Below are 21097 nucleotides of genomic sequence, written 5' to 3' on the forward strand. Positions count from 1 at the left end.
CGACCATCCAAAACAGTCACGTTGGTCGTGCGTTGGTCACGTGGCCAACCCTGCTGCCACATCACCGGGAGCCCGTCAGTGCGCCAGTACACCCTTGACGATCTGGACCCGCCGCAGGGAAGCTCGTGCAAGTTGGCGTAAGCCACTCGACACCGGAGGCAGTCATGGCACTACGGTTCATCGGGATTGATCCAGACACCGGGCAACAGGGTTCCCCCACCGTTTGGGTGGACGAAGAGAAGAGGGAACTCGTGCTCCAGGGTTGGAAGCCAGACGAGAAGCTAGAGGCAGAGTGCGCAGCGTTCGAGGCTCCCGGACACGCGCCGGGCATTCCGGCGCACGAAGCCGTCATTCGGATTCCGGCCCGCATGGTGCCGATGCTCAGGGAGGCGTGTGATGTCGCAGAACGAGCCGGGCTTTAACGAACTGCTGGCGGCAGCCAAGTACTCAGCCGTGCATCTGGAGATGCGCGACTCGTACGGGGTGGGCGATGAGGCCGAGGACTTCGAGAACTGGAAGCGCACGGGGCAACGCGACGTGGACCCCGCCTCCGAGTACTGGACGCCTTGGGTCGATTTGATTCGGAGCACGGTGGCCAGAGGCGTTGCGGTTCGTCGTGCCCGCGTCGTCTCCGAACCGGTCACCGACTACATCCGGTACGAGCACGCTGGCACCGTGGTCAACCTCCAGGCTGGGGAACAAGTCCGCTGGTTGCCCAGGCGGCAGGCGTCGGACATCGCCCTGCCCGGTAATGACTGCTGGGTGTTCGACGGTGAGACCGTGCTTTTCAACCACTTCTCGGGTGATGGAAACTGGTCCGAACCGGGCTGGGAGGTTCGCACTGAACCGGCCGTAGCCAGGCTGACATCAGCCGCATTCGAGGCGGTGTGGGAGCGGGGCATCCCGCACGAGAAGTACCCCGTCTGACCTAGCGAAACACTGAAGAGCCAACTCATGTCCGCGTCCCCCTCGTCCAGTGCTCAGGCCGCCCGCGAAGTCCTTGCCGCTCGCCTCGGGGAGCTACGCAGAGATGCGGAGCTGACCGGACACGAGCTGGCGCTTCGGTGTGGCTGGAGTCCCGCGAAGTCGTCACGCATCGAGCGGGCGAAGACGCCCGCGTCTGATGCCGACATCCGTGCATGGTGCAAAGCGTGCGGTGCGGAAGACCAAACCGCCGATCTCGTCGCAGCGAACCGCCAAGCCGACCAAATGTACGTCCACTGGAAGAAGCTCCACCGGCACGGAATGCGCCGGGCACAGGAGGAAGTTGTTCCCCTGTACGAGGGCACGCGGCACTTTCGCGTGTACTGCTCAAACGTCGTGCCCGGCATGCTCCAGACCGAGACGTACGCGGCTGCTCTGCTCTCCACAATCGCCACCTTCCAAGGCACCCCCGATGACTCGTCCGAAGCCGCAGCCTCACGCGTGGAGCGTTCACATGTCCTCCACGAAGGCGGCCACCGGTTCGCGTTGCTCATGGAAGAAGCGGTGCTTCGCTACCGCATCGGTGACGCCGACACGATGGCCGGCCAGCTTGGCTACCTGCTCGCGGTGATGGCGCTTCCGAACGTGAGCCTCGGCATCATCCCGTTCGCCGCTGAGCGACGTGTGTGGCCCCTGGAGGCGTTCTACCTGTTCGACGACCACCGCGCGAGCGTCGAACTCCTGACGGCGGCTGTGAACGTGTCGGCTCCGAGTGAGATCAACATCTATGCCAAGGCGTTCTCCCAGCTCGCAGAAATGGCCGTGTACGGCTCGGATGCCCGCGTCCTCATCACAGAGGCGATTAGCTCGCTCCGGTAATCTGTGTGCAAGCTCATGCAAGAACATGGACTGGCAACTTTCCCTCTCTCTACTGTCCTTGACATAGCGGAGTCACCGGAGAGGGCGGGCCATGGTGGGCGAAGGCAGGACGCACGACACTCGAGCGACTGATCACATGGGCAGCAGCGAGGCCCGACAGTTTCTCTCCCGTCTCTCCGGGGCTCTGGGAGTCGGCGGCGTGCTCATGGTGCGCAAGTCCGGCCCGAGACCGGAGGGGGCGGACGTTGTCCCTGGCGACGGCCTGAAGTGGCCTAAGTGCCAGTGCGGAAGCCCCCGTTGCCCGGACTATGTGCCCCCGGCGAAGTCCGCGACGGAAGACCTGAGTCCCAGGGTGGCCGAAGCCAACAGGCGGAGTCGTAGGGGCGGACTGTGAGCATCAAGGCGGCCATGCGGTACGTGGTGCACCGGATCACGGAGCACCCGGATACGGACGTGAGCTTTGGGGCCGAGTGCCTTCACTGCAAGTGGAAGGCGACGCCTGCCGATGACTCGGCGGCTGTCGATGTGGAGTGCATGACCCACACCGGCCGGTCTGGCCACGCTGCCTTTCGGCGCATCCGTACGTCGTTCGCGATGGTGGTGCGCGCCGAGTAGAGACCCCCGCCCCGGTGGATCACGGCCCTAGGACGGCCAGAGTGCCCGCCGGGGCGGGTCAGTAAGGTGCAGTGCACCACTCCCATTTGAGAGAGGTACCACGCATGACCGTTCCCGAGTTCGAGTTCCGCACGTCCAGCGCGTGCCAGTACAACAACAACGACCCGCGCTGTGTCGAGGTCGCGACCAACGTCCCCGGCAAGGTGGCAGTCCGCAACTCCGTGACCGGCCAGACGGTTGAGTTCACCGCCGTGGAGTGGGCGGAGTTCCTTCCTGGTGCCAAGGTGGGGGAGTTCGACGTCACGGCGTAGGGAGTCGTCATGCAGCAGTGCCCCCGGTGTGGTGGCAGCGCGGAGAGAGACCCGGAGCACTCAGGGGTGATGCGCTGCCTGTCGTGTTGGGACGTGTGGGCACTGCCAACTGAACGACGTTGTCCAGGTGTAGGCCGGGGCACCTTCGCCCCCGCACTGCGGCTGTTGGAGGAGTACCGGGAGCTGAACCGCTGATCTAGCCAACGAACGCCCCTGCCGGACAACGGACGCTGTTGGTTAATCCGGGGGCCTGCGTGACGACGGCCTGTACGACCCCGTTGGGGTTGTGCAGGCCGTCGTCGTGTTCAGGGGTGGGTTCGTGTCGTTGCGTGGGGTGGAACTGGCGGAGATCCCGGGGGAAACCGTGCGGGTGGCGCGTGCGGTGTTCCCGAAGGGGTGTCTGGCAATGCGGGTGCGGGACGTGCTCGGGCCGCACTTCACCGATGCCGACTTCGAGGAGTTGTTCCCGGTGCGAGGGCGACCAGCGGTGTCGCCGGCCAGGCTGGCGCTGGTGTCGGTGTTGCAGTTCGCGGAGGGGCTGACCGACCGGCAGGCCGCGCACGCGGTCCGCTCGCGACTGGACTGGAAGTACGCCCTCTCGTTGGAGCTGACCGATACCGGTTTCGACTTCTCGGTGCTCAGCGAGTTCCGGTCTCGGCTGGTCGACGGCCACGCACGTGCTGGCCGCGACGAGGGATCTGAACCGGCTGGAGTTCGTGGTCGAGACTCTGCGGGCGGCGCTGAACCAGCTTGCCGTGGTTCGACCGCTATTCCGCCCGGCCGGAGGACAGCCGTTTCCCGTCTCGGTGGGCTGCCCGTGTCGAACACGGAGACCAGTGCGGCGCCGACGGAACGGTGCTGCTGGAGGCCCTCTGGTCGGTCTCGGCGCCGCCCGGATTGCGGGTTCTGCCTGCGGTGGAGTTCCTGCGCCGGACGTGGGTGCAGCAGTTCCACCAAGTCGATGATGTCGTGCGCTGGCGTGAGCCGAAGAACCTTCCGCCTGGCCTGATCCGCTTACGCACCCCGCATGAACCCGAGGCCAGGACCGGATCGAAGCGGGATCTGGGCTGGTCCGGCTACAAGGTCCATCTCAGCGAGACCTGCGAGCCGGACGCCCCGCACCTGATCACCCACGTCCACACCACCCCGGCCCCGGTCAACGACGTTGTCGTCCTGGAGAACATTCATACCGCCATGGCGGAGCGGGGACTACTGCCGGACGAACACCTGGTGGACGCCGGATACGTCGACGCCGAACAGATCCACCACGCCCAGCGCGATCACAACATGGAGCTGGTCGGACCGGTCAAGAAGATCTCCAACCAGAAGCAGGTCAGTGGGAACTTCTTCGATCGCCGGGCTGCACTATGCCCGGCACGGGCACTCACGTAAGAACTGAGCGCGGAAGCTCGCCGCCTCCGGTGCCGGCCGACTCGGCCTGTCGTTCCTGGTCTGATCAGGCGATTCGCTGGGCTGTTGGTCACGTGATGGGTCACGCCAAGCCGAGAAAAGCAAAAAACCCCACGCGCAGTGGGGTCCCAGCTGGTGTCCGAGGGGGGACTTGAACCCCCACGCCCGATAAAGGGCACTAGCACCTCAAGCTAGCGCGTCTGCCATTCCGCCACCCGGACTAGGTGGTCGGCCCCGGTTTCCCGCGGCGACATGGAAAACAATACCAGGGGTTGGGGGCGCGTTTCACCTGCGTATCCCGTGGTCAGTGGCTTGCGGCGGCCTTGATCGGCGCGACCCGGCCGACGTCGTTCGGTGGCGCGCACAGAGTGTTGCCATCTGTGTACGCGTAGCGTTCGCGGGATGAGTTTCGGATACGGATTCGGCCGGCGCGGGCGTGGGTCTCGGCGGCCGCGTGCGCTGTCACCGTTGCGGGAGCATCTGCGGGATACGTTCTGGTTCGCGCCCACGCTGGGGCTGGTCTGTGTGTTCGCCGTGTGGTGGGCGGCCTCGGCGCTCGATGCGGAGATCGTTGAGTATCTCCAGGGCGAGGAGGCGTACGACGAGGTCAGCGATCTGATCGGGATCGTCGAGGACGCCAAGACGATCGTCACCACGATCAGCTCAGCGATGATGACCTTCATCGGTGTGGTCTTCAGCATCTCGCTGGTGGCGGTCCAGATGGCGAGCGGGGGCTTCACGCCCCGGGTTGTGCGGATCTTCGTCCGGAGCCGGATCACCAAGCTCACGCTCACGGTGTTTCTGGCGACGTTTCTGTTCTCGCTGCTGGTGCTGACCCAGTACGACAGCAAGTCCGATCCGCGGCTGGTGACAACGGTACCGCTCGTGCAGAGCGTCCTGGTGATGACCATGGTCGTGCTGAGTTTGTTGTTGTTCATCGCTTATGTGTCTTCCACGCTGCGGCTGATGCAGGTGGGGCCCGTCGTCGACCGTATTGCGCGTGAGTCTTTCCGGGTGCTGGGCAGGCAGCCGGGTGGGGAGTCCGGTTCGGAGCCGCTCGTGCCTGAGAGTCGGAGGATCGCGCATCAGGGGCGGGCCGGTGTGCTGCGGGATGTGAATGTCGCGCGGCTGGTGCGGGCCGCCAGGCGGGAGGGTGTCGTGCTGCGGCTCATTCCCCGGATCGGGGACTTTGTCGTGCCCGGGACGCCGGTGCTGGCTGTGCACGGTGAAGGCGCGCCGTCGCGGCGGGCGCTTCAGTACACCGTGTCCGTCGGGGTGGAACGCACCTCGCATCAGGATCTCGGGTTCGGGCTGCGGCAGTTGTCCGACATTGGGTTGCGGGCGCTGTCGCCTGCCGTCAATGACCCGACGACCGCCGTGCAGTGTCTGGACCGGATCGTGCAGTTTCTCGCCGCTGTGGTGGAGATGCCGCTCGGGGCCGTCCATCACCGGGACCGCCGCGGTGTGGTGCGGCTGGTGCAGGACGTACCGGAGTGGGGTGATCTGGTGGATCTCGGGTTCGCCGAGATCAGGGGGTACGCGGTCGGCAGTCCGCAGGTGTCGCGGCGGCTGCTCGCCGGGATCGACGATCTGTTGCTGCTGGCGCCGGAGAGCAGGAGAGGACCGCTGGTGCGGCACCGTACGCTCCTCGTTCAGGCCGTGGAGCGTACGGTGCCGGAGGCGGCCGAGCGGGCGTTCGCCCTGCTTCCCGATCACCAGGGCATCGGCTAGGGCATCAGGTGGTAGTCCGGGAAGTTGCCTGGGAGGCGTTCGTCCTGCGCGCCCTCGGTCACTGAGCGGATCAGGAGTTCTCCGCCTACGAACGCGCCTCGCCAGGATGCGCCGAAGCCGCCGAAGAGTTCGTCGCGGTCGCCTCGGGAACGGGGCTTTCCGTGGCCGACCTTGAAGGAACGGATCTGGGGTGCCAGCCGTTCATACGTCGAGGGGTCATCGGTGGAAAGCGTCGCCACCAGGGCTCCGTTGGAGGCGTTCATCGCGGCGAGGAGTTCCGCCTCCGTGTCTACGAGGACGATCGTGTCCACCGGACCGAAGGGCTCCGCGTGGTGGAGGGGGGACGATGGCGGCGGGTTCAGGAGGGTGACGGGCGGCAGGTAGGCGCTGGTGTCCTGGCCGGGCAGGAAGCGGGCGTCGGTGAGGGAGCCCCGGTGGAGCGGGACCGCGCCCCGGTCTATGGCCTCGGTCACCTGGTCGGCCAGTTCCTTCGCCTTGGCCGCGTTGATGAGCGGGCCGAAGTCCAGGGTGGGGAGCGGGTCTTCGGGGTTCTCGACGGCCAGGGGGTGGCCGGTGCGGATGGAGCGTACGGCGGGCAGGTACGCCGCCAGGAACTCGTCGAACAGCGTCCGCTGGACGACGAAGCGGGGGTAGGCGGTGCAGCGCTGCTTGCCGTAGTCGAAGAGCTTGGGGATGAGGGAGGTCAGGGTGGGCCAGTCCGAGTAGTTCCAGATGCCCCAGGTGTTCAGGCCCTCCTGTTCGAGGATGTGGCGCTTGCCGAGGTCGGCCACGGCGGTGGCGATACGGGCGCCCGTGTCGCGGCCTCCGACGAACGAGACGCAGCCGATCTCCGGGGAGCGGACCAGGGACGCGGAGAGTTCGCTGCCGCTGCCGCTGAGGAGGGTGACGGGGATGCCTTCGCGGGCTGCCAGGGCCGAGGCCAGGGTGAGGCAGGCCACGCCGCCGTCGGTCGGGGTCTTGGCGATGACCGCGTTGCCGGCGAGGGCCTGCACCAGCATGGCGTGGACCAGGACGGACATCGGATAGTTCCAGCTGGCGATGTTCGAGACCGGGCCGGAGAGCGGGGTGCGGTGGGCGAGCATGGGCTCGATGCCGTCGACGTACCAGCGCACGCCGTCGATCGCGCGGTCGACGTCGGCCTGGGCGAGGCGCCACGGCTTGCCTATCTCCCAGACGAGGAGGAGGGCGAGGAGTTCGCGGTGTTCGGTGAGGGCGTCGAGCGTGGCCGCCACGCGGGCGCGGCGTTCCGGCAGGGGGACGTGGCGCCAGGCGCGGTGCTGGTCGAGTGAGGCGCGTACGGCCTGGTCGGCGGTGGGGGCGTCCAGGCGCGGCGGGCCCGCGATGGGGCTGCCGTCGATGGGTGAGGTGGCTGCCAGGGTGCGGCCGTCGGGCTTCCAGGCGGAGGCCCAGTGGTTGAGTACGCGGTCGTCCTGGAAGGCCTCCGGTGCGACTGCCTGGCAGCGCTGCCAGGCTTCGGACCATGCTGTTCCGGGCTTGAGGGTGAGGGTGGGTGCCATCTGTTCTCTCCGCTCGTGAAAGGGGGCGGGGGTGCGATGGGTCGAGTGGCGTGGCCGTCCCTGCGCCAGGGCGTGTCCGGTGGAGCTTTTCCCCTACCCGCCCCTTCCCGAACGGGGGCGCTGCCCCCGACCCCGGTCCTCAAACGCCGGACGGGCTGAGAATTGCCGCTGCGCGGCAAATCCAGCCCCGCCCGGCAATTCCAGCCCGTCCGGCGTTTGAGGACACGCCCGCAGGGCGTCCGGGGCCTGGGGCTTGCCCCAGTTCGGGAAGGGGCGGGGAGGGGAAAGCCCCGCGCAGCGGCCGCCACGCCCTCAGGGCGTTCCTGCTTGGACCGTAGTGACGTCAGCCCGCCCTGGGTATCACCGGCGGCTCAACTGTGCGCGACGTCACGCCAGTTGGGACAGCACGAGCCTCGCCGTCTCGGAGGGGGTCGAGCCGACTCGTACGCCTGCCGCCTCCAGGGCCAGCTTCTTCGCCTCCGCCGTGCCCGACGAGCCCGAGACGATCGCTCCCGCGTGGCCCATCGTCTTGCCTTCGGGGGCGGTGAAGCCCGCGATGTAGCCGACGACGGGTTTGGTGATGTGGGACGAGATGTACGCCGCCGCCCGCTCCTCCGCGTCGCCGCCGATCTCGCCTATCAGGATGATGAGTTCGGTGTCGGGGTCTTCCTCGAAGGCCGCCAGGCAGTCGATGTGGGTGGTGCCTATCACCGGGTCGCCGCCGATACCTACCGCCGTGGTGAAGCCCGTCTCGCGCAGTTCGTACATGAGCTGGTAGGTGAGCGTGCCGGATTTGGAGACCAGTCCTATGCGGCCCGGCTCGGTGGCGATGTCGGACGGGATGATGCCCGCGTTCGACTGGCCGGGGCTGATCAGGCCGGGCAGTTGGGGCCGATGATGCGGGTGCCTCGCGCTTTCGCGTACGCGTGAAAGGCGACCGCGTCGTGGACCGGGATGCCTTCCGTGATGACCACCGCTAGGCCGATGCCCGCGTCTGCCGCCTCCGTCACGGCGGCCTTGGCGAACGGCGGCGGGACGACGACGATCGTGACGTCGGCGGCCGTGGCGGCCATCGCTTCGGACACCGTGCCGAAGACCGGCACCGTACGGTCGTCGAAGTCGACCACCCGGCCCGCCTTGCGCGGGTTGACGCCGCCCACGACATCGGTGCCCGCGGCGAGCATGCGGCGGGTGTGCTTCATGCCCTCGGCTCCGGTCATGCCCTGGACGAGGACCTTGCTCTCCTTGGTCAGGTAGATGGCCATGTCGGTCTCTCCTCGGTTCAGACAGTGAGGGCTAGTTGAGCGGCTCGGCGGGCGGCGCTGTCCATCGTGGTGGCCTGGTGGACGAGGGGGTGGGCGCGGTCGTCGAGGATGGCGCGGCCCCGGGCGGCGGCGTTGCCGTCCAGGCGTACGACCAGGGGGCGGGTCAGCCGGACCGACTCCAGGGCCTGCACTATGCCGTCGGCCACCGAGTCGCAGGCCGTGATGCCGCCGAAGACGTTGACGAGGACGGACTTCACGGCCGGGTCGGAGAGGATGACGGAAAGGCCGTCGGCCATGACCCGGGCGGACGCCCCTCCCCCGATGTCGAGGAAGTTGGCGGGGCGGGCGCCGCAGCCCGCGACCACGTCGAGGGTGGACATGACGAGGCCCGCGCCGTTGCCGATGATGCCGACCTCGCCGTCGAGCTTGACGTAGTTGAGGCCCTTGGCCGTCGCCGCGGCTTCCAGCGGGTCCGTCTGCTGGTCTGACGCATACGCCCCCCAGCGCGCCTGGCGGAAGCGGGCGTTGTCGTCGACCGTGACCTTGCCGTCCAGGGCGAGGATCCGGCCGTCTGTGCACCGTACGAGCGGGTTGACCTCCACCAGCAGGGCGTCCTCCTGGGTCAGGACCTGCCACAGCTGCTGGAGTACGGGCGCCACCTCTGGCGGGAGCCCCGCCGCCGCGGCGATTTTGGCGGCCTTGGAGGCGGTGACGCCCTCGTCCGGGTCCACGGGGATGCGGGCCACCGCCCTGGGGCGGGTCGCCGCCACCTCCTCGATGTCCATGCCGCCCTCGGCCGACGCGATGGCCAGGAAGCGGCCGGCGGTGCGGTCGAGGACGTACGAGACGTAGAACTCCGTTTCGATGCCGACCGGTTGCGCCAGCATGACCTTGCGGACCGTGTGGCCCTTGATGTCCATGCCGAGGATCTGGCGGGCGGTCAGTTCGGCCGCCGCCGGGTCGACCGCGAGCTTCACCCCGCCCGCTTTACCGCGGCCCCCGGTCTTCACCTGCGCCTTGACGACGACGCGGCCGCCCAGGCGCTCCGCCGCGTCACGTGCCTCACGCGGCGTGTCCGCCACCTCGGCGTCCGGCACCAATACGCCGTACCGCGCGAAGAGTTCCCTTGCCTGGTGCTCGTACAGGTCCATACCGGCTCCTCGATCCTCAGTCAGTCGGAAAGTGCCGCACGCCCCCTGGACACCACCCACCGGATGCGGGATAACAAGCTTCATACAGTATTCGTCGACTGTATACAATTTACCGCGTCACCGCTCCAGTACGGCTCCAGCACCCCTACGAAGGGAACGGACTTCGCCATGCCCGACGACAGCCAGGAACTCATCTCCGGTGGGCATTTGGTCGCCAAGGCGCTCAAAGCAGAAGGGGTCGACCGCATCTACACCCTCTGCGGCGGCCACATCATCGACATCTACGACGGCTGCGTCGACGAGGGCATCGACGTCGTCGACGTACGCCACGAGCAGGTCGCCGCCCACGCCGCCGACGGCTACTCCCGCATCACCGGAAAGCCGGGCTGCGCCGTCGTGACGGCCGGGCCCGGCACGACCGACGCCGTCACCGGTGTCGCCAACGCCTTCCGCGCGGAGTCGCCCATGCTGCTGATCGGCGGCCAGGGCGCGCTCACCCAGCACAAGATGGGGTCCCTCCAGGACCTGCCGCACGTCGACATGATGGCGCCGATCACCAAGTTCGCCGCGACCGTGCCGGACACCGCACGGGCCGCCGACATGGTGTCCATGGCGTTCCGCGAGTGCTACCACGGCGCCCCCGGTCCTTCGTTCCTGGAGATTCCGCGCGACGTCCTCGACGCCAAGGTGCCCGTAGACAAGGCGCGGGTGCCGATGGCAGGGCAGTACCGGGCCTCCACGCGCGCCGCCGGTGACCCGGACGCGATCGAGAAGCTGGCCGATCTGCTCGTACACGCCGAGAAGCCGGCGATCCTGCTCGGCAGCCAGGTGTGGACGACCCGCGCGACGGACGCGGCAACCGAGCTCGTACGGACGCTGAACGTGCCCGCGTACATGAACGGCGCGGGGCGCGGAACGCTGCCGCCCGGCGACCCGCACCACTTCCAGCTCTCGCGGCGCTACGCGTTCGCCAACGCCGACCTCATCATCATCGTCGGTACGCCCTTCGACTTCCGGATGGGATACGGAAAGCGGCTCTCGCCGAACGCGACCGTCGTGCAGATCGACCTGGACTACCGGACCGTCGGCAAGAACAGGGACATCGACCTGGGAATCGTGGGTGACGCCTCACTGATACTGCGGTCCGCCACCCAAGCCGCGTCCGGCCGGCTCAACGGCGGCTCCGTCATGCGAAAGGCATGGCTGGAGGAGCTGCGTACCGCTGAGCAGACGGCCATCGAAAAGCGCCTGCCGCAGCTGAAGTCGGACGCGTCGCCCATCCACCCGTACCGGCTGGTGAGCGAGATCAACGACTTCCTGACCGAGGGCTCCGTCTACATCGGCGACGGCGGCGACATCGTCACCTTCTCCGGGCAGGTCGTCCAGCCCAGGACCCCCGGCCACTGGATGGACCCGGGCCCGCTCGGCACGCTCGGCGTCGGCGTCCCCTTCGTCCTCGCGGCAAAGCAGGCGCGTCCCGACAAGGAGGTCGTGGCGCTCTTCGGGGACGGCGCGTTCTCCCTCACCGGCTGGGACTTCGAGACGCTGGTCCGCTACAACCTCCCCTTCGTCGGGATCGTCGGCAACAACTCGTCGATGAACCAGATCCGTTACGGCCAGAAGGCCAAGTACGGCGACGAGCGCGAGCGGGTCGGCAACACCCTCGGCGACGTCCACTACGACAAGTTCGCGCAAATGCTGGGCGGTTACGGCGAAGAGGTCCGCGACCCCGCCGACATCGCGCCCGCCCTGCGCCGCGCCCGCGAGTCGGGGCTGCCGTCGCTGGTCAATGTGTGGCTCGACCCGGACGTGTACGCCCCCGGAACCATGAACCAGACCATGTACAAGTAGTGGAGGCCTCCCATGACCAAGGCCCTTGAGGGCGTGCGCGTCCTCGACATGACCCACGTACAGTCCGGCCCCTCCGCCACCCAGCTCCTCGGCTGGCTCGGCGCGGACGTGGTGAAGCTGGAGGCACCGACCGGCGACATCACGCGGGGGCAGCTGCGCGACCTGCCGGACGTCGACTCCCTCTACTTCACGATGCTCAACTGCAACAAGCGGAGCATCACCCTCAACACGAAGACCGAGCGCGGGAAGGAGATCCTGACCGAGCTCATCCGCCGCTCCGACGTGATGGTCGAGAACTTCGGCCCCGGCGCCGTCGACCGCATGGGCTTCACCTGGGAGCGCATCCAGGAGATCAACCCGCGGATCGTCTACGCCTCGATCAAGGGCTTCGGGGAGGGCCCGTACACCAACTTCAAGGCGTACGAAGTCGTCGCCCAGGCCATGGGCGGGTCCATGGCCACCACCGGCTTCGAGGGCGGACCGCCGCTCGCCACCGGCGCCCAGATCGGTGACTCCGGGACCGGGATCCACGCCGTCGCCGGGATCCTCGCCGCGCTCTTCCAGCGCGAGAACACCGGGCGCGGCCAGCGCGTCAACGTCGCCATGCAGCACGCCGTGCTCAACCTGTGCCGCGTGAAGCTGCGCGACCAGCAACGCCTCGCGCACGGTCCGCTCGCCGAGTATCCGAACGACGATTTCGGTGACGAGGTGCCGCGCAGCGGCAACGCGAGCGGCGGCGGGCAGCCCGGCTGGGCGGTCAAGTGCGCGCCCGGCGGGCCCAACGACTACGTGTACGTCATCGTCCAGCCCGTCGGCTGGCGGCCGCTGGCCGAGCTGATCGGCCGGCCGGAGCTGGCCGACGATCCCGAGTGGGCGACTCCGGCGGACCGGCTGCCCAAGCTCGGCAAGATGTTCCAGCTGATCGAGGAGTGGTCCTCGACCCTCCCCAAGTGGAACGTGCTGGAGCAGCTGAACGCCCACAACATCCCCTGCGGGCCCATCCTTTCGACGAAGGAGATCTTCGAGGACGCGTCGCTCGCAGCGAACGAGATGGTCGTGGAGGTCGAGCACCCCGAGCGCGGCCGCTTCACCACCGTCGGCAACCCCATCAAGCTGTCCGACTCGCCCTTCGACGTGGTCACCTCGCCGCTGCTCGGTGAGCACAACGCGGAGGTGTACGTCGGCGAGCTCGGCCTCGGCGACGAGGAGCTGCGGCTGCTCAAGACGAACGGAGTGATCTGATGGCCGCCCTGACCCATGACGTCGCTGCGGTACGGGCCGTGCTGGACGCGGCGAGCCGCGACGGCCGCAGCGCGCTCACCGCCCCCGAGGCGAAGCTCATCGCCGACGCGTACGGCATCCCGGTGCCGGCGGAGGCGCTGGCCGAGACCGTGGACGAGGCCGTCGCCTTCGCCGACCGGATTGGCTTCCCGGTCGCGCTCAAGATCGTCTCGCCCGAGATCGTGCACAAGACGGACGCGGGCGGGGTGCTGATCGGGCTGAAGTCGGCGGGCGAGGTGCGGGCGGCGTACACGGAGATCGTGGCCAATGCCCGTGCGTACGATCCGAAGGCGCGCATCCAGGGGGTCCAGGTCCAGCAGATGGTGCCGGCGGGGCAGGAGGTCATCGTCGGGGCCGTCACCGATCCGACCTTCGGGAAGATCGTGGCGTTCGGGCTTGGCGGGGTGCTGGTGGAGGTGCTGAAGGACATCACCTTCCGGCTCGCGCCCGCCTCCGAGGACGACGCGCTCTCCATGCTCGACTCGATCCGGGCCGCCGAGGTCCTGCGCGGCGTGCGGGGCGCGGCGTCCGTGGACCGTTCGGCACTCGCCGGGCTCATCGTGCGGGTCTCGGAGCTGGCCGCCGACTTCCCCGAGATCGCGGAGGTCGACCTCAACCCCGTGTTCGCGACGGCCGGCGGGGTGATGGCGGCCGACGTACGCATTCTGCTCGGCGGTCCGGCGCCCCCGCCCCGGCGCAAGTACAGCCGCGACGAGATCCTCACCTCGATGCGGCGGCTGATGCAGCCGAGGTCGGTCGCCGTCGTCGGCGCCTCCAACGAGCAGGGCAAAATCGGCAATTCGGTGATGCGCAACCTCATCGACGGCGGTTTTCCCGGCGAGATCCATCCGGTGAATCCCCGGGCCGATGACATCTTGGGCCGCAAGGCGTACAAGAGTGTGACGGACGTTCCGGGTGAGGTGGATGTGGCGGTCTTCGCGATCCCCGCCAAGTTCGTTGCGGCGGCGCTGGAGGAGGTGGGGCGCAAGGGGATTCCCAATGCCGTGCTCATCCCGTCCGGCTTCGCCGAGACCGGCGAACACGCGCTCCAGGCGGAGATCGTGGCCATCGCGGAGCGGTACGGCGTACGTCTGCTCGGGCCGAACATCTACGGCTACTACTCGACGTGGCAGGACCTCTGCGCGACGTTCTGCACGCCGTACGACGTCAAGGGCGGGGTGGCGCTGACCTCCCAGTCCGGGGGCATCGGGATGGCGATCCTCGGGTTCGCGCGTACGACCAAGACGGGTGTCTCGGCGATCGTCGGGCTCGGCAACAAGTCGGACCTCGACGAGGACGACCTGCTGACCTGGTTCGGTGAGGATCCCAACACCACGTGCATCGCCATGCACTTGGAGGACCTGAAGGACGGGCGGGCCTTCGTCGATGCGGCGCGGGCGACCGTACGGAAGAAGCCGATCGTGGTGCTGAAGGCGGGGCGTACGAGCGCGGGCGCGAAGGCCGCCGGTTCGCACACGGGGGCGCTCGCGGGTGACGACGCGGTGTACGAGGACATCCTGCGGCAGGCGGGGGTGATCAGGGCGCCCGGCCTGAACGAGATGCTGGAGTACGCGCGGGCCCTGCCGGTGCTGCCGACGCCGCAGGGCGACAACGTCGTGATCATCACGGGGGCGGGCGGGTCCGGTGTGCTGCTGTCGGACGCGATTGTCGACAACGGGCTTTCGCTGATGGAGATCCCGGATGATCTGGATGCGGCGTTCAAGGCGTTCATTCCTCCCTTCGGGGCGGCCGGCAACCCGATCGACATCACGGGTGGCGAGCCTCCTTCGACGTACGAGGCGACCATCCGGCTGGGGATGGAGGACCCGCGGATTCACGCGCTGGTGCTCGGCTACTGGCACACGATCGTCACGCCGCCGATGGTCTTCGCGGAGCTGACGGCGCGGGTGGTGGAGGAGTTCAGGGCGCGCGGCATCGAGAAGCCGGTGGTGGCGTCGCTGGCCGGTGACGTGGAGGTGGAGGAGGCCTGCGCGTACCTCTACGAGCGGGGTGTCGTCGCGTATCCGTACACGACGGAGAGGCCGGTGGAGGTGCTCGGCGCGAAGTACCGGTGGGCGCGAGCCGCCGGGCTGTTGGGGGGCGGTCGATGAGCTGAGCGGCGGCTCGGACCACCGGGGCCCCGCGGCGTCCGCTCGCCGCGCGGCCCCGGCACGAAGAACGGACAGGGGGCGCTGCCCAGGCTTCTTCGACGCAAGGGGTTCGATCGACATGGCGACAACAGACATCTCATCGTCCGTCCCGTACAGGGAGGTGACGGACGCAAACGGCCGGATGTACCGGCTGGGCGAGACCGATGTGGACATCATGGGCCGGCCGCGCAAGTGGATGGTCATCCTGCCGTGGGTGGGAATGATGGGGATCAGCTCGGCGGAGTACGCGTTCGCGTCCGCAGAGGAGACCCTGCACACCGCGCACGGGTGGGGCAGCCAGCACATCTTCTGGATGCTGGGCGTGTGGGTGTTCTTCCAGGCGGCGGTGGCCTTCCCGGCCGGAAAGCTGCGGGAGAGCGGGAAGCTGCCGGCCCGCTGGGCGATGATGCTGGGTGCGGTGGGCACTCTGCTCGGCTATCTTTCGCTGGCCTTCGCGCCGCATGTGATCGTGGCGTACGTCGGCTTCGGCATGTTCAGCGGGATGGGCGCCGGCATGGTCTACGCGACCTGCGTGAACATGGTCGGCAAGTGGTATCCGGAGCGCAAGGGCGGCAAGACCGGCTTCGTGAACGGCGGTTTCGCGTACGGCTCCGTGCCGTTCGTGTTCATCTTCACCGGCTACACGGACCTGACGAACTTCCGGTGGGTGCTGGTCGCCGTCGGTGTCTTCCTCGCCGGTGTGGTGGCCTTCGCGGGGTACTTCTTCCAGGACCCGCCGAAGAACTGGTGGCCCGCTGAGATCGACCCGCTGCGCAAGCCGGACGACCCGCGGGCGCGGCGCGCGATGGAGAAGAACCCGCCGGCCGTGAAGCAGTACACACCGAGGGAGGCGTGGCAGACGGGACGCGTGGGCCTGATGTGGTTCTGCCTGCTGTGTACGTCGGGTGTGAACATATTCGGCATCGCCTTCCAGGTGCCGTTCGGTGACGAGGCCGGGTTCGCGGGCGGCATCGTGGCCACGGCGATGTCCCTGAAGGCGATCGTGAACGGGACCGGGCGCGGGGTGATCGGCTGGCTCTCCGACCGGTACGGCCGCAAACAGTGCCTGATCTTCGTGTGCATCGTGCTGGGCCTTTCCCAGTACGGAATTCTCTTCTCCGGGAACATCGGCAACCTGCCGCTGTTCCTGCTCTTCTCCAGCATCTCCGGATTCGGCGGCGGCGCGATCTTCCCGATGTTCGCGGCGATGACCGCGGACTACTTCGGGGAGAACAACAACGCCTCCAACTACGGGCTCGTCTACAGCTCCAAGCTGGTGTCCGGGCTGCTCGGGTCCGGCATGGGCGCCGTGGTGGTGGGCGCGTGGGGGTACGGCGGAGCCTTCGTACTGGCCGGGTCGATCTCCCTGTTCGCCGGCTTCATCGCGATCTTCCTGCACCCGCCGGGGCGGCCGCGGGCCCGGCACATCAAGCCGAACCCGCAGCCGATCAGCCGCGACGCGGTCTGACCGCTGCTGCTGTCAGCAGTCCTTCTCGCGCAGTGAGTGCAGGTGCGCGCTCGACTTGCGGGCGAAGGCGAACGACTCGACCGGGTTGTCGTGTTCCGCCTGCCAGTGGTGGTCACGGCGCCCGCCGCGGGTCTTCGAGACAGCCGATATGAAGCGCTGATAGTCGATGTCTCCGTCCCCGACGTCCACCATCCGGTAGCCGTCGCGGGCGGATGCGTCGTGTTCGCCGTCCTTGACGTGGAAGAGCGGGTAGCGGTCGGGCTGCTTCAGTACGTAATCGAGGGGATCGAAGGGGGCGGGTGTGCCGTCGGCACGCTTGCCGAAGCGGAATTGGGCGGCGTACGCCCAGTAGATGTCCATCTCCAGATAGACCAGGTCGGGGTCGGTCTCGGCGAGGAGTACGTCGTAGAGGCGGACGCCCGGCTTGTCGGTCGCGAAGGAGAACTCCTCGGCGTGGTTGTGCTGGTAGAACTTCATGCCGCGCGCCTTGGCCGCCGCGCCGTACGTGTTGAAGTCCTGGGCCGCTCGCTTCCAGCCGTCGACGGTCGCGCCGTAGCGCCAGGGGCCGGACGCGGTGCCGATGTGCTTGAGGCCGAGGGCCTGGGCGTCGTCGAGGACCTTCGTGAGGTTCTGGGCGAAGGTGTACGCGTTGGGGTTGCCGTCGGAGTAGTAGCCGACGTGGCTGCCTATGCCGCGCAGGCCGTGGTCGCGGGTGAGGCGGCGGAGCTGGGCGAGGGTGATGGGGCCCGCTGAGCCCTGGGTGTACCCGGCGTACTCGACCTCGTCGTAACCGAAGCGCTCCAGCTCGGCGAAGACCTTGGCGAAACCGAGGGTGGAGACCTTGTCGCGGAGCGAGTAGAGCTGGATGCCGAGGCGGCCGGGGGGCAGGACGGGGCGGCCGTGGCCTGTCGCCGTCTGGGCGGCGGCGGTGGGCGCCGTGGCGCCGAGGAGGGCGGCCGCGGTGGCCCCGGCGGCTACGCCGAGCATGCCTCGTCTGGAGAGCTTATGGGTGAGCTCGGGGTCGGTGGTCGTACTGGTGGTGGTCTTGCGGCTCATGGGGAGAACTCCCTTTGTCAGTGCAGTCCGGCAAGATGAAGGAGCAGGGCTTTCACATCGGTGGCCGCTACGCGGCCGGTGACGGCGTGGGGGGTGGAGCACAGGATGAGCGGACCTTCTTCGTCGCGCTCCGGGAGGCGGCCGTGGCTGCCGCGAATAGGTGCGGTGTCGAGGGGCACGACCGCCATGCGGTAGCGCATGCCGAGCTTCTTGCGGGCGAGGGCCTTGGCAGCCTTGAGGCGTACGTACGGGTCGAGGGGGTCCATGAAGAGCTCGACGGGGTCGTAGCCGGGCTTGCGGTGGATCTCGACGAGCTGGGCGAAGTCGGGGGCCTTCGCGTCGTCGAGCCAGTAGTAGTACGTGAACCACGCGTCGGGTTCGGCCACGGCGACCAGTTCGCCGGAGCGGGGGTGGTCGAGGCCGTGGTTTTTCTTGCCCTCGTCGTCGAGGAGTTCGGCGATTCCGGGGACATCCGCGAGGGCCGCACGGGTCGCTGCCATGTTCTCGGGGTTCTCGGGCTGTCGTACGTAGACGTGCGCGAGCTGGTGGTCGGCCACGGCGAACGCCCGTGAGGTCATGGGGTCGAGGTACTCCATGCCGTCCTGGGTGTGGACCTCGACGAGGCCGGCGCGGCGCAGGGCCCGGTTGATGTCGACGGCGCGCGAGACGCGGGTGATGCCGTACTCGGAGAGCGCGACGACGGTACGGCCCTCGGCCCTCGCGTCGGCGAGCAGCGGCGCGACGGCGGCGTCGAGCTCTGCTGCGGCCTGATGCGCGCGGGGGTCGTCGGGGCCGTAGCGCTGGAGGTCGTAGTCGAGATGCGGGAGGTAGCACAGGGCCAGGTCGGGGTGGCGGGTGTGGAGGATGTGGCGGGTGGCGTCGATGATCCACTGGGAGGAGACGATGTCAGCGCCCGGACCCCAGAAGTGGAAGAGGGGGAACGTACCGAATTTCTCGGTGAGTTCGTCGTGGAGCGACGGGGGCCGGGTGTAGCAGTCGGGTTCCTTGCGGCCGTCGGCGTAGTAGACGGGACGGGGGGTGACGGTGAAGTCGGTGTCGGCGCCCATCGCGTACCACCAGCAGATGTTGGCGACGGTGTAGCCGGGGTGGGCGCGGCGGGCGGCGTCCCAGATCTTGTCGCCGGAGACGAGGCCGTTGTGCTGGCGCCAGAGGAGGACTTCACCGAGCTCGCGGAAGTACCAGCCGTTGCCGACGATGCCGTGCTCGGCGGGGGTGGTGCCGGTGAGGAACGTCGACTGGGCGGCGCAGGTGACGGCGGGCAGGACGGTACCGAGGGGAGCCTGGGAACCAGCTTGCGCGAGCCGCTTGAGGTTCGGCATGTGGGTGAGCAGCTGGGGGGTGAGGCCGACGACGTCCAGGACGAGGAGGGGGGTGGGCGAGGTCTCTGTCTCTGTCTTCACGGCAGCTCCTTGAGGCCGAGGTCGACCAGGAGGTCGCGGGCGAGAGTGAGTTCGGCGGCGATCCCGTGGGCGAGCTGGGTGCGGTTGCGGGGGCGCAGCTCGGGCGGGAGTGCCTGCCAGGTGTACGTCTCGACTTCGAGGTGGCGGGTGAGCGGGGCCGGGCCGCCGACGAGGCGGGCGAGCGCGTCCTGGAGTACGGGAAGGGTCGAGGCGAGCGGCGGGGCGGGCGGGGCGTGGAGGGGGACGTGGAAGTGGGCGCGCCAAGGGGCGCCGTCGGGAAGCACCGTGCCGGTGACGGCCTCGGCGAGGTCGTCGGTGCCGCGCAGGCCTGCGCTGGTGCTGGTACGGGTCTGGTGGAGGAAGCGGGGTTCGGCGAAGGCGGCGAGTACTTCGCGTACTTCGGGCAGGTGGGGGTGTTCGGCGTGCAGAGCGGCGGAGAGCTGCGCCTTGGGGACGGTGACGCCGGCCGTGGTCAGTGCGCTCAAGGCGGTCGCCGGGTCCTCGAAGGAGGTGGCGAGGTGGCAGGTGTCGACGCAGATGCCGATGCGCGCGGCGGCCTGGGCGGCCAGGTCGGTGAGGGGGCCGATGGCGTCGGCGGTCGTCTCGATGGTGCAGCCCGGCTCGGGTTCGAGGCCGATGCGGATGGACTTGCCGGTGAGCTCCTCCAGCGCGTCGAGGCGTTCGGCGAGAGTGGTGAGCGCTGTGCGGGCGGCGGCGGCGCGGGCCGTGTCGAAGGGGGTGCGCCAGGCGATGGGGAGGGTGGAGATGGTGCCTTCGGTAATGTCGTCGGGGAGCAGGGCGGCGAGGAGGTGGGCGAGGTCGGTGGTGTGGTCGAGACGCGCGGGCTCGGTCCAGTCGGGCCGGTAGACGCGGTACTTGACCTCTTCGGCGCCGAAGCCTTCGTACGGGAAGCCGTTGAGGGTGACGACTTCGAGGCCGCGCCGGTCCAGCTCGCCGCGCAGGCCGCGCAGGGCGGCCGGGTCGGTGATCAGCGCGTGCGCGGCGTCCTTCGCGAGCCACAGGCCGATGCCGAGGCGGTCCCGGCCGAGGCGTCTGCGTACGGGCTCGCAATGGTCCCGGAGCTGGGCGAGTACTCCGTCGAGGGTCTCGGCGGGGTGGACGTTGGTGCAGTACGCGAGGTGGACGGTGGAACCGTCGGGGTGGCGGAAGCGCATGATGGCTCTCCTCCCCCTCATTCCCCGCCGCGGAGGATGGAGTTGCCCTCGTGGACGGGTTCCGGAGCGTCGGACACGTCGAGCTGGAGGCGGCCGCTGAGGCCGTAGAAGGCGACGGGGTTTCGCCACAGGACCTGATCTACGTCGTCCTCGGAGAAGCCTGCGGCGAGCAGGGCGTCACCGACTTTGCGGGTCTTGAGCGGATCGCTCTTACCCCAATCGGCGGCGGAGTTGACCAGCACTTTCTCTGTCCCGAACTCCTTGATGACGGCGACCATGCGGTCCTCGTCCATCTTGGTGTCGGGGTAGATGGAGAAGCCGAGCCAGCAGCCACTGTCAGTGGCAGCCTTTACGGTTGTCTCATTGAGGTGGTCGAGCAGGACGCGGTCCGGGGGGAGGTCCGATTCGCGGATGACATCGACGGTGCGGTGGAGACCGGCGAGCTTGTCGCGGTGCGGGGTGTGGACGAGGGCGGGCAGCCCGTGGTCGGCGGCGAGCTGGAGCTGGGCGGCGAGGGCGGTGTCCTCGGCGGGGGTCATGGAGTCGTAGCCGATCTCGCCGACGGCGACGACCGAATCCTTGACGAGGTAGCGGGGAAGCGCGTCAAGAACGGGGGTACAGCGGGGGTCGTTCGCCTCTTTGGGATTGAGGGCGAGCGTGCAGTGATGGGCGATGCCGTACTGGGAGGCGCGGAAGGGCTCCCAGCCGAGGAGCGCGTCGAAGTAGTCGTAGAAGCTGGCGGGCGAGGTGCGGGGCTGGCCCAGCCAGAAGGAGGGCTCGACTACGGCGCGGACCCCGGCGGCGTACATCGCCTGGTAGTCGTCGGTGGTGCGGGAGGTCATGTGGATGTGGGGGTCGAAGATGCGCATCA

At 68.4% G+C, this 21097-nt stretch carries 16 protein-coding genes, 1 tRNA gene and 2 pseudogenes; 11 read left to right on the forward strand and 8 right to left on the reverse strand.

From position 1 onward, the window contains the following. The first annotated feature begins 164 nt into the window (after positions 1-164). From J7E96_RS37545 to J7E96_RS20545, 6 genes and pseudogenes are all read left to right on the forward strand, one after another. Entirely contained in the window at positions 165-422 is a 258-nt protein-coding gene (locus tag J7E96_RS37545) for a hypothetical protein (RefSeq protein WP_251070196.1), read from the forward strand. After that, positions 397-927: a DUF6879 family protein gene (locus tag J7E96_RS20525; protein WP_215133122.1), complete on the forward strand. Its 531-nt coding sequence runs from the start codon at positions 397-399 to the stop codon at positions 925-927. Before J7E96_RS37545 ends, J7E96_RS20525 begins: the two co-directional genes overlap by 26 nt. A 27-nt stretch (positions 928-954) precedes the next feature. Continuing rightward, complete coding sequence (locus J7E96_RS20530) at positions 955-1803, forward strand: helix-turn-helix transcriptional regulator (protein WP_215133123.1); 849 nt, start codon at positions 955-957, stop codon at positions 1801-1803. A gap of 390 nt (positions 1804-2193) precedes the next feature. After that, positions 2194-2418, forward strand: a complete 225-nt coding sequence (locus tag J7E96_RS20535) for a hypothetical protein (protein WP_308296055.1) — start codon at positions 2194-2196, stop codon at positions 2416-2418. 104 nt (positions 2419-2522) lie between these two features. Further along, positions 2523-2729, forward strand: a complete 207-nt coding sequence (locus tag J7E96_RS20540; protein WP_215133124.1) for a DUF397 domain-containing protein — start codon at positions 2523-2525, stop codon at positions 2727-2729. Between the two features lie 319 nt (positions 2730-3048). Continuing rightward, positions 3049-3881 (forward strand): annotated as a pseudogene (locus tag J7E96_RS20545) (transposase); the annotation flags it as partial. Positions 3882-4272: 391 nt separating this feature from the next. On the opposite strand, the gene J7E96_RS20555 reads toward J7E96_RS20545, so the two are convergent. Next, a tRNA-Leu gene (locus J7E96_RS20555) sits at positions 4273-4360 on the reverse strand. Positions 4361-4541: 181 nt separating this feature from the next. On the opposite strand from J7E96_RS20555, the gene J7E96_RS20560 reads away from it, so the two are divergent. Then, positions 4542-5870, forward strand: a complete 1329-nt coding sequence (locus J7E96_RS20560; protein ID WP_215133127.1) for a DUF2254 domain-containing protein — start codon at positions 4542-4544, stop codon at positions 5868-5870. Here J7E96_RS20560 and J7E96_RS20565 read toward each other — a convergent pair. The 3 genes and pseudogenes from J7E96_RS20565 to sucC all read right to left on the reverse strand — a co-directional run bounded on the left by J7E96_RS20565 (position 5867) and on the right by sucC (position 9824). After that, positions 5867-7408, reverse strand: coding sequence for an aldehyde dehydrogenase family protein (locus J7E96_RS20565; protein ID WP_215133128.1), 1542 nt, complete (start codon positions 7406-7408; stop codon positions 5867-5869). The genes J7E96_RS20560 and J7E96_RS20565 overlap by 4 nt on opposite strands. A gap of 387 nt (positions 7409-7795) precedes the next feature. Beyond that, positions 7796-8673 (reverse strand): annotated as a pseudogene (sucD, locus tag J7E96_RS20570) (succinate--CoA ligase subunit alpha). Positions 8674-8690: 17 nt separating this feature from the next. Then, the gene (gene sucC, locus J7E96_RS20575) at positions 8691-9824 is read right to left on the reverse strand and encodes an ADP-forming succinate--CoA ligase subunit beta (protein WP_215133129.1); all 1134 of its coding nucleotides are present in this window, start codon (positions 9822-9824) and stop codon (positions 8691-8693) included. A gap of 168 nt (positions 9825-9992) precedes the next feature. Between sucC and J7E96_RS20580 the strand changes: the two genes are divergently transcribed. From J7E96_RS20580 to J7E96_RS20595, 4 genes are all read left to right on the forward strand, one after another. Continuing rightward, positions 9993-11675, forward strand: coding sequence for a thiamine pyrophosphate-binding protein (locus tag J7E96_RS20580; RefSeq protein WP_215133130.1), 1683 nt, complete (start codon positions 9993-9995; stop codon positions 11673-11675). 12 nt (positions 11676-11687) lie between these two features. Further along, entirely contained in the window at positions 11688-12917 is a 1230-nt protein-coding gene (frc, locus tag J7E96_RS20585; protein WP_215133131.1) for a formyl-CoA transferase, read from the forward strand. Continuing rightward, positions 12917-15067, forward strand: coding sequence for an acetate--CoA ligase family protein (locus J7E96_RS20590; RefSeq protein ID WP_215133132.1), 2151 nt, complete (start codon positions 12917-12919; stop codon positions 15065-15067). The genes frc and J7E96_RS20590 overlap by 1 nt, the downstream gene beginning before the upstream one ends. Before the next feature lie 118 nt (positions 15068-15185). After that, on the forward strand, positions 15186-16574 hold the full coding sequence (locus tag J7E96_RS20595) for an OFA family MFS transporter (protein ID WP_215133133.1): 1389 nt from the start codon (positions 15186-15188) through the stop codon (positions 16572-16574). 12 nt (positions 16575-16586) lie between these two features. Here J7E96_RS20595 and J7E96_RS20600 read toward each other — a convergent pair whose 3' ends face one another. The 4 genes from J7E96_RS20600 to J7E96_RS20615 are packed head-to-tail and all read right to left on the reverse strand — an operon-like array spanning position 16587 to position 21095. Next, positions 16587-17630 (reverse strand): sugar phosphate isomerase/epimerase, encoded by a 1044-nt coding sequence (locus tag J7E96_RS20600; RefSeq protein WP_215133134.1) that lies wholly within the window; start codon positions 17628-17630, stop codon positions 16587-16589. A 17-nt stretch (positions 17631-17647) separates the two neighbouring features. After that, the gene (locus tag J7E96_RS20605) at positions 17648-19051 is read right to left on the reverse strand and encodes a nucleotide pyrophosphatase/phosphodiesterase family protein (protein ID WP_215133135.1); all 1404 of its coding nucleotides are present in this window, start codon (positions 19049-19051) and stop codon (positions 17648-17650) included. Then, positions 19048-20226, reverse strand: coding sequence for a metabolite traffic protein EboE (gene eboE / locus J7E96_RS20610; RefSeq protein WP_215133136.1), 1179 nt, complete (start codon positions 20224-20226; stop codon positions 19048-19050). The genes J7E96_RS20605 and eboE overlap by 4 nt, the downstream gene beginning before the upstream one ends. A 17-nt stretch (positions 20227-20243) precedes the next feature. Beyond that, on the reverse strand, positions 20244-21095 hold the full coding sequence (locus J7E96_RS20615; RefSeq protein ID WP_215133137.1) for a TatD family hydrolase: 852 nt from the start codon (positions 21093-21095) through the stop codon (positions 20244-20246). Positions 21096-21097 lie beyond the last annotated feature (2 nt).

This window comes from Streptomyces sp. ISL-96, from assembly GCF_018614035.1.
In the GTDB taxonomy this organism is placed as follows: Bacteria; Actinomycetota; Actinomycetes; order Streptomycetales; family Streptomycetaceae; genus Streptomyces.

What these genes read in the sequence shown, in the direction of transcription:
- eboE (WP_215133136.1), bottom strand. Translation starts at nt 20,226, where the DNA reads ATGCGCTTCCGCCACCCCGACGGTTCCACCGTCCACCTCGCGTACTGC.
- J7E96_RS20595 (WP_215133133.1), top strand. Translation starts at nt 15,186, where the DNA reads ATGGCGACAACAGACATCTCATCGTCCGTCCCGTACAGGGAGGTGACG.
- J7E96_RS20525 (WP_215133122.1), top strand. Translation starts at nt 397, where the DNA reads ATGTCGCAGAACGAGCCGGGCTTTAACGAACTGCTGGCGGCAGCCAAG.
- J7E96_RS20565 (WP_215133128.1), bottom strand. Translation starts at nt 7,408, where the DNA reads ATGGCACCCACCCTCACCCTCAAGCCCGGAACAGCATGGTCCGAAGCC.
- J7E96_RS20560 (WP_215133127.1), top strand. Translation starts at nt 4,542, where the DNA reads ATGAGTTTCGGATACGGATTCGGCCGGCGCGGGCGTGGGTCTCGGCGG.
- J7E96_RS20530 (WP_215133123.1), top strand. Translation starts at nt 955, where the DNA reads ATGTCCGCGTCCCCCTCGTCCAGTGCTCAGGCCGCCCGCGAAGTCCTT.
- J7E96_RS20600 (WP_215133134.1), bottom strand. Translation starts at nt 17,630, where the DNA reads ATGAGCCGCAAGACCACCACCAGTACGACCACCGACCCCGAGCTCACC.
- J7E96_RS20580 (WP_215133130.1), top strand. Translation starts at nt 9,993, where the DNA reads ATGCCCGACGACAGCCAGGAACTCATCTCCGGTGGGCATTTGGTCGCC.
- J7E96_RS20540 (WP_215133124.1), top strand. Translation starts at nt 2,523, where the DNA reads ATGACCGTTCCCGAGTTCGAGTTCCGCACGTCCAGCGCGTGCCAGTAC.
- frc (WP_215133131.1), top strand. Translation starts at nt 11,688, where the DNA reads ATGACCAAGGCCCTTGAGGGCGTGCGCGTCCTCGACATGACCCACGTA.
- J7E96_RS20615 (WP_215133137.1), bottom strand. Translation starts at nt 21,095, where the DNA reads ATGCGCATCTTCGACCCCCACATCCACATGACCTCCCGCACCACCGAC.
- J7E96_RS37545 (WP_251070196.1), top strand. Translation starts at nt 165, where the DNA reads ATGGCACTACGGTTCATCGGGATTGATCCAGACACCGGGCAACAGGGT.
- sucC (WP_215133129.1), bottom strand. Translation starts at nt 9,824, where the DNA reads ATGGACCTGTACGAGCACCAGGCAAGGGAACTCTTCGCGCGGTACGGC.
- J7E96_RS20590 (WP_215133132.1), top strand. Translation starts at nt 12,917, where the DNA reads ATGGCCGCCCTGACCCATGACGTCGCTGCGGTACGGGCCGTGCTGGAC.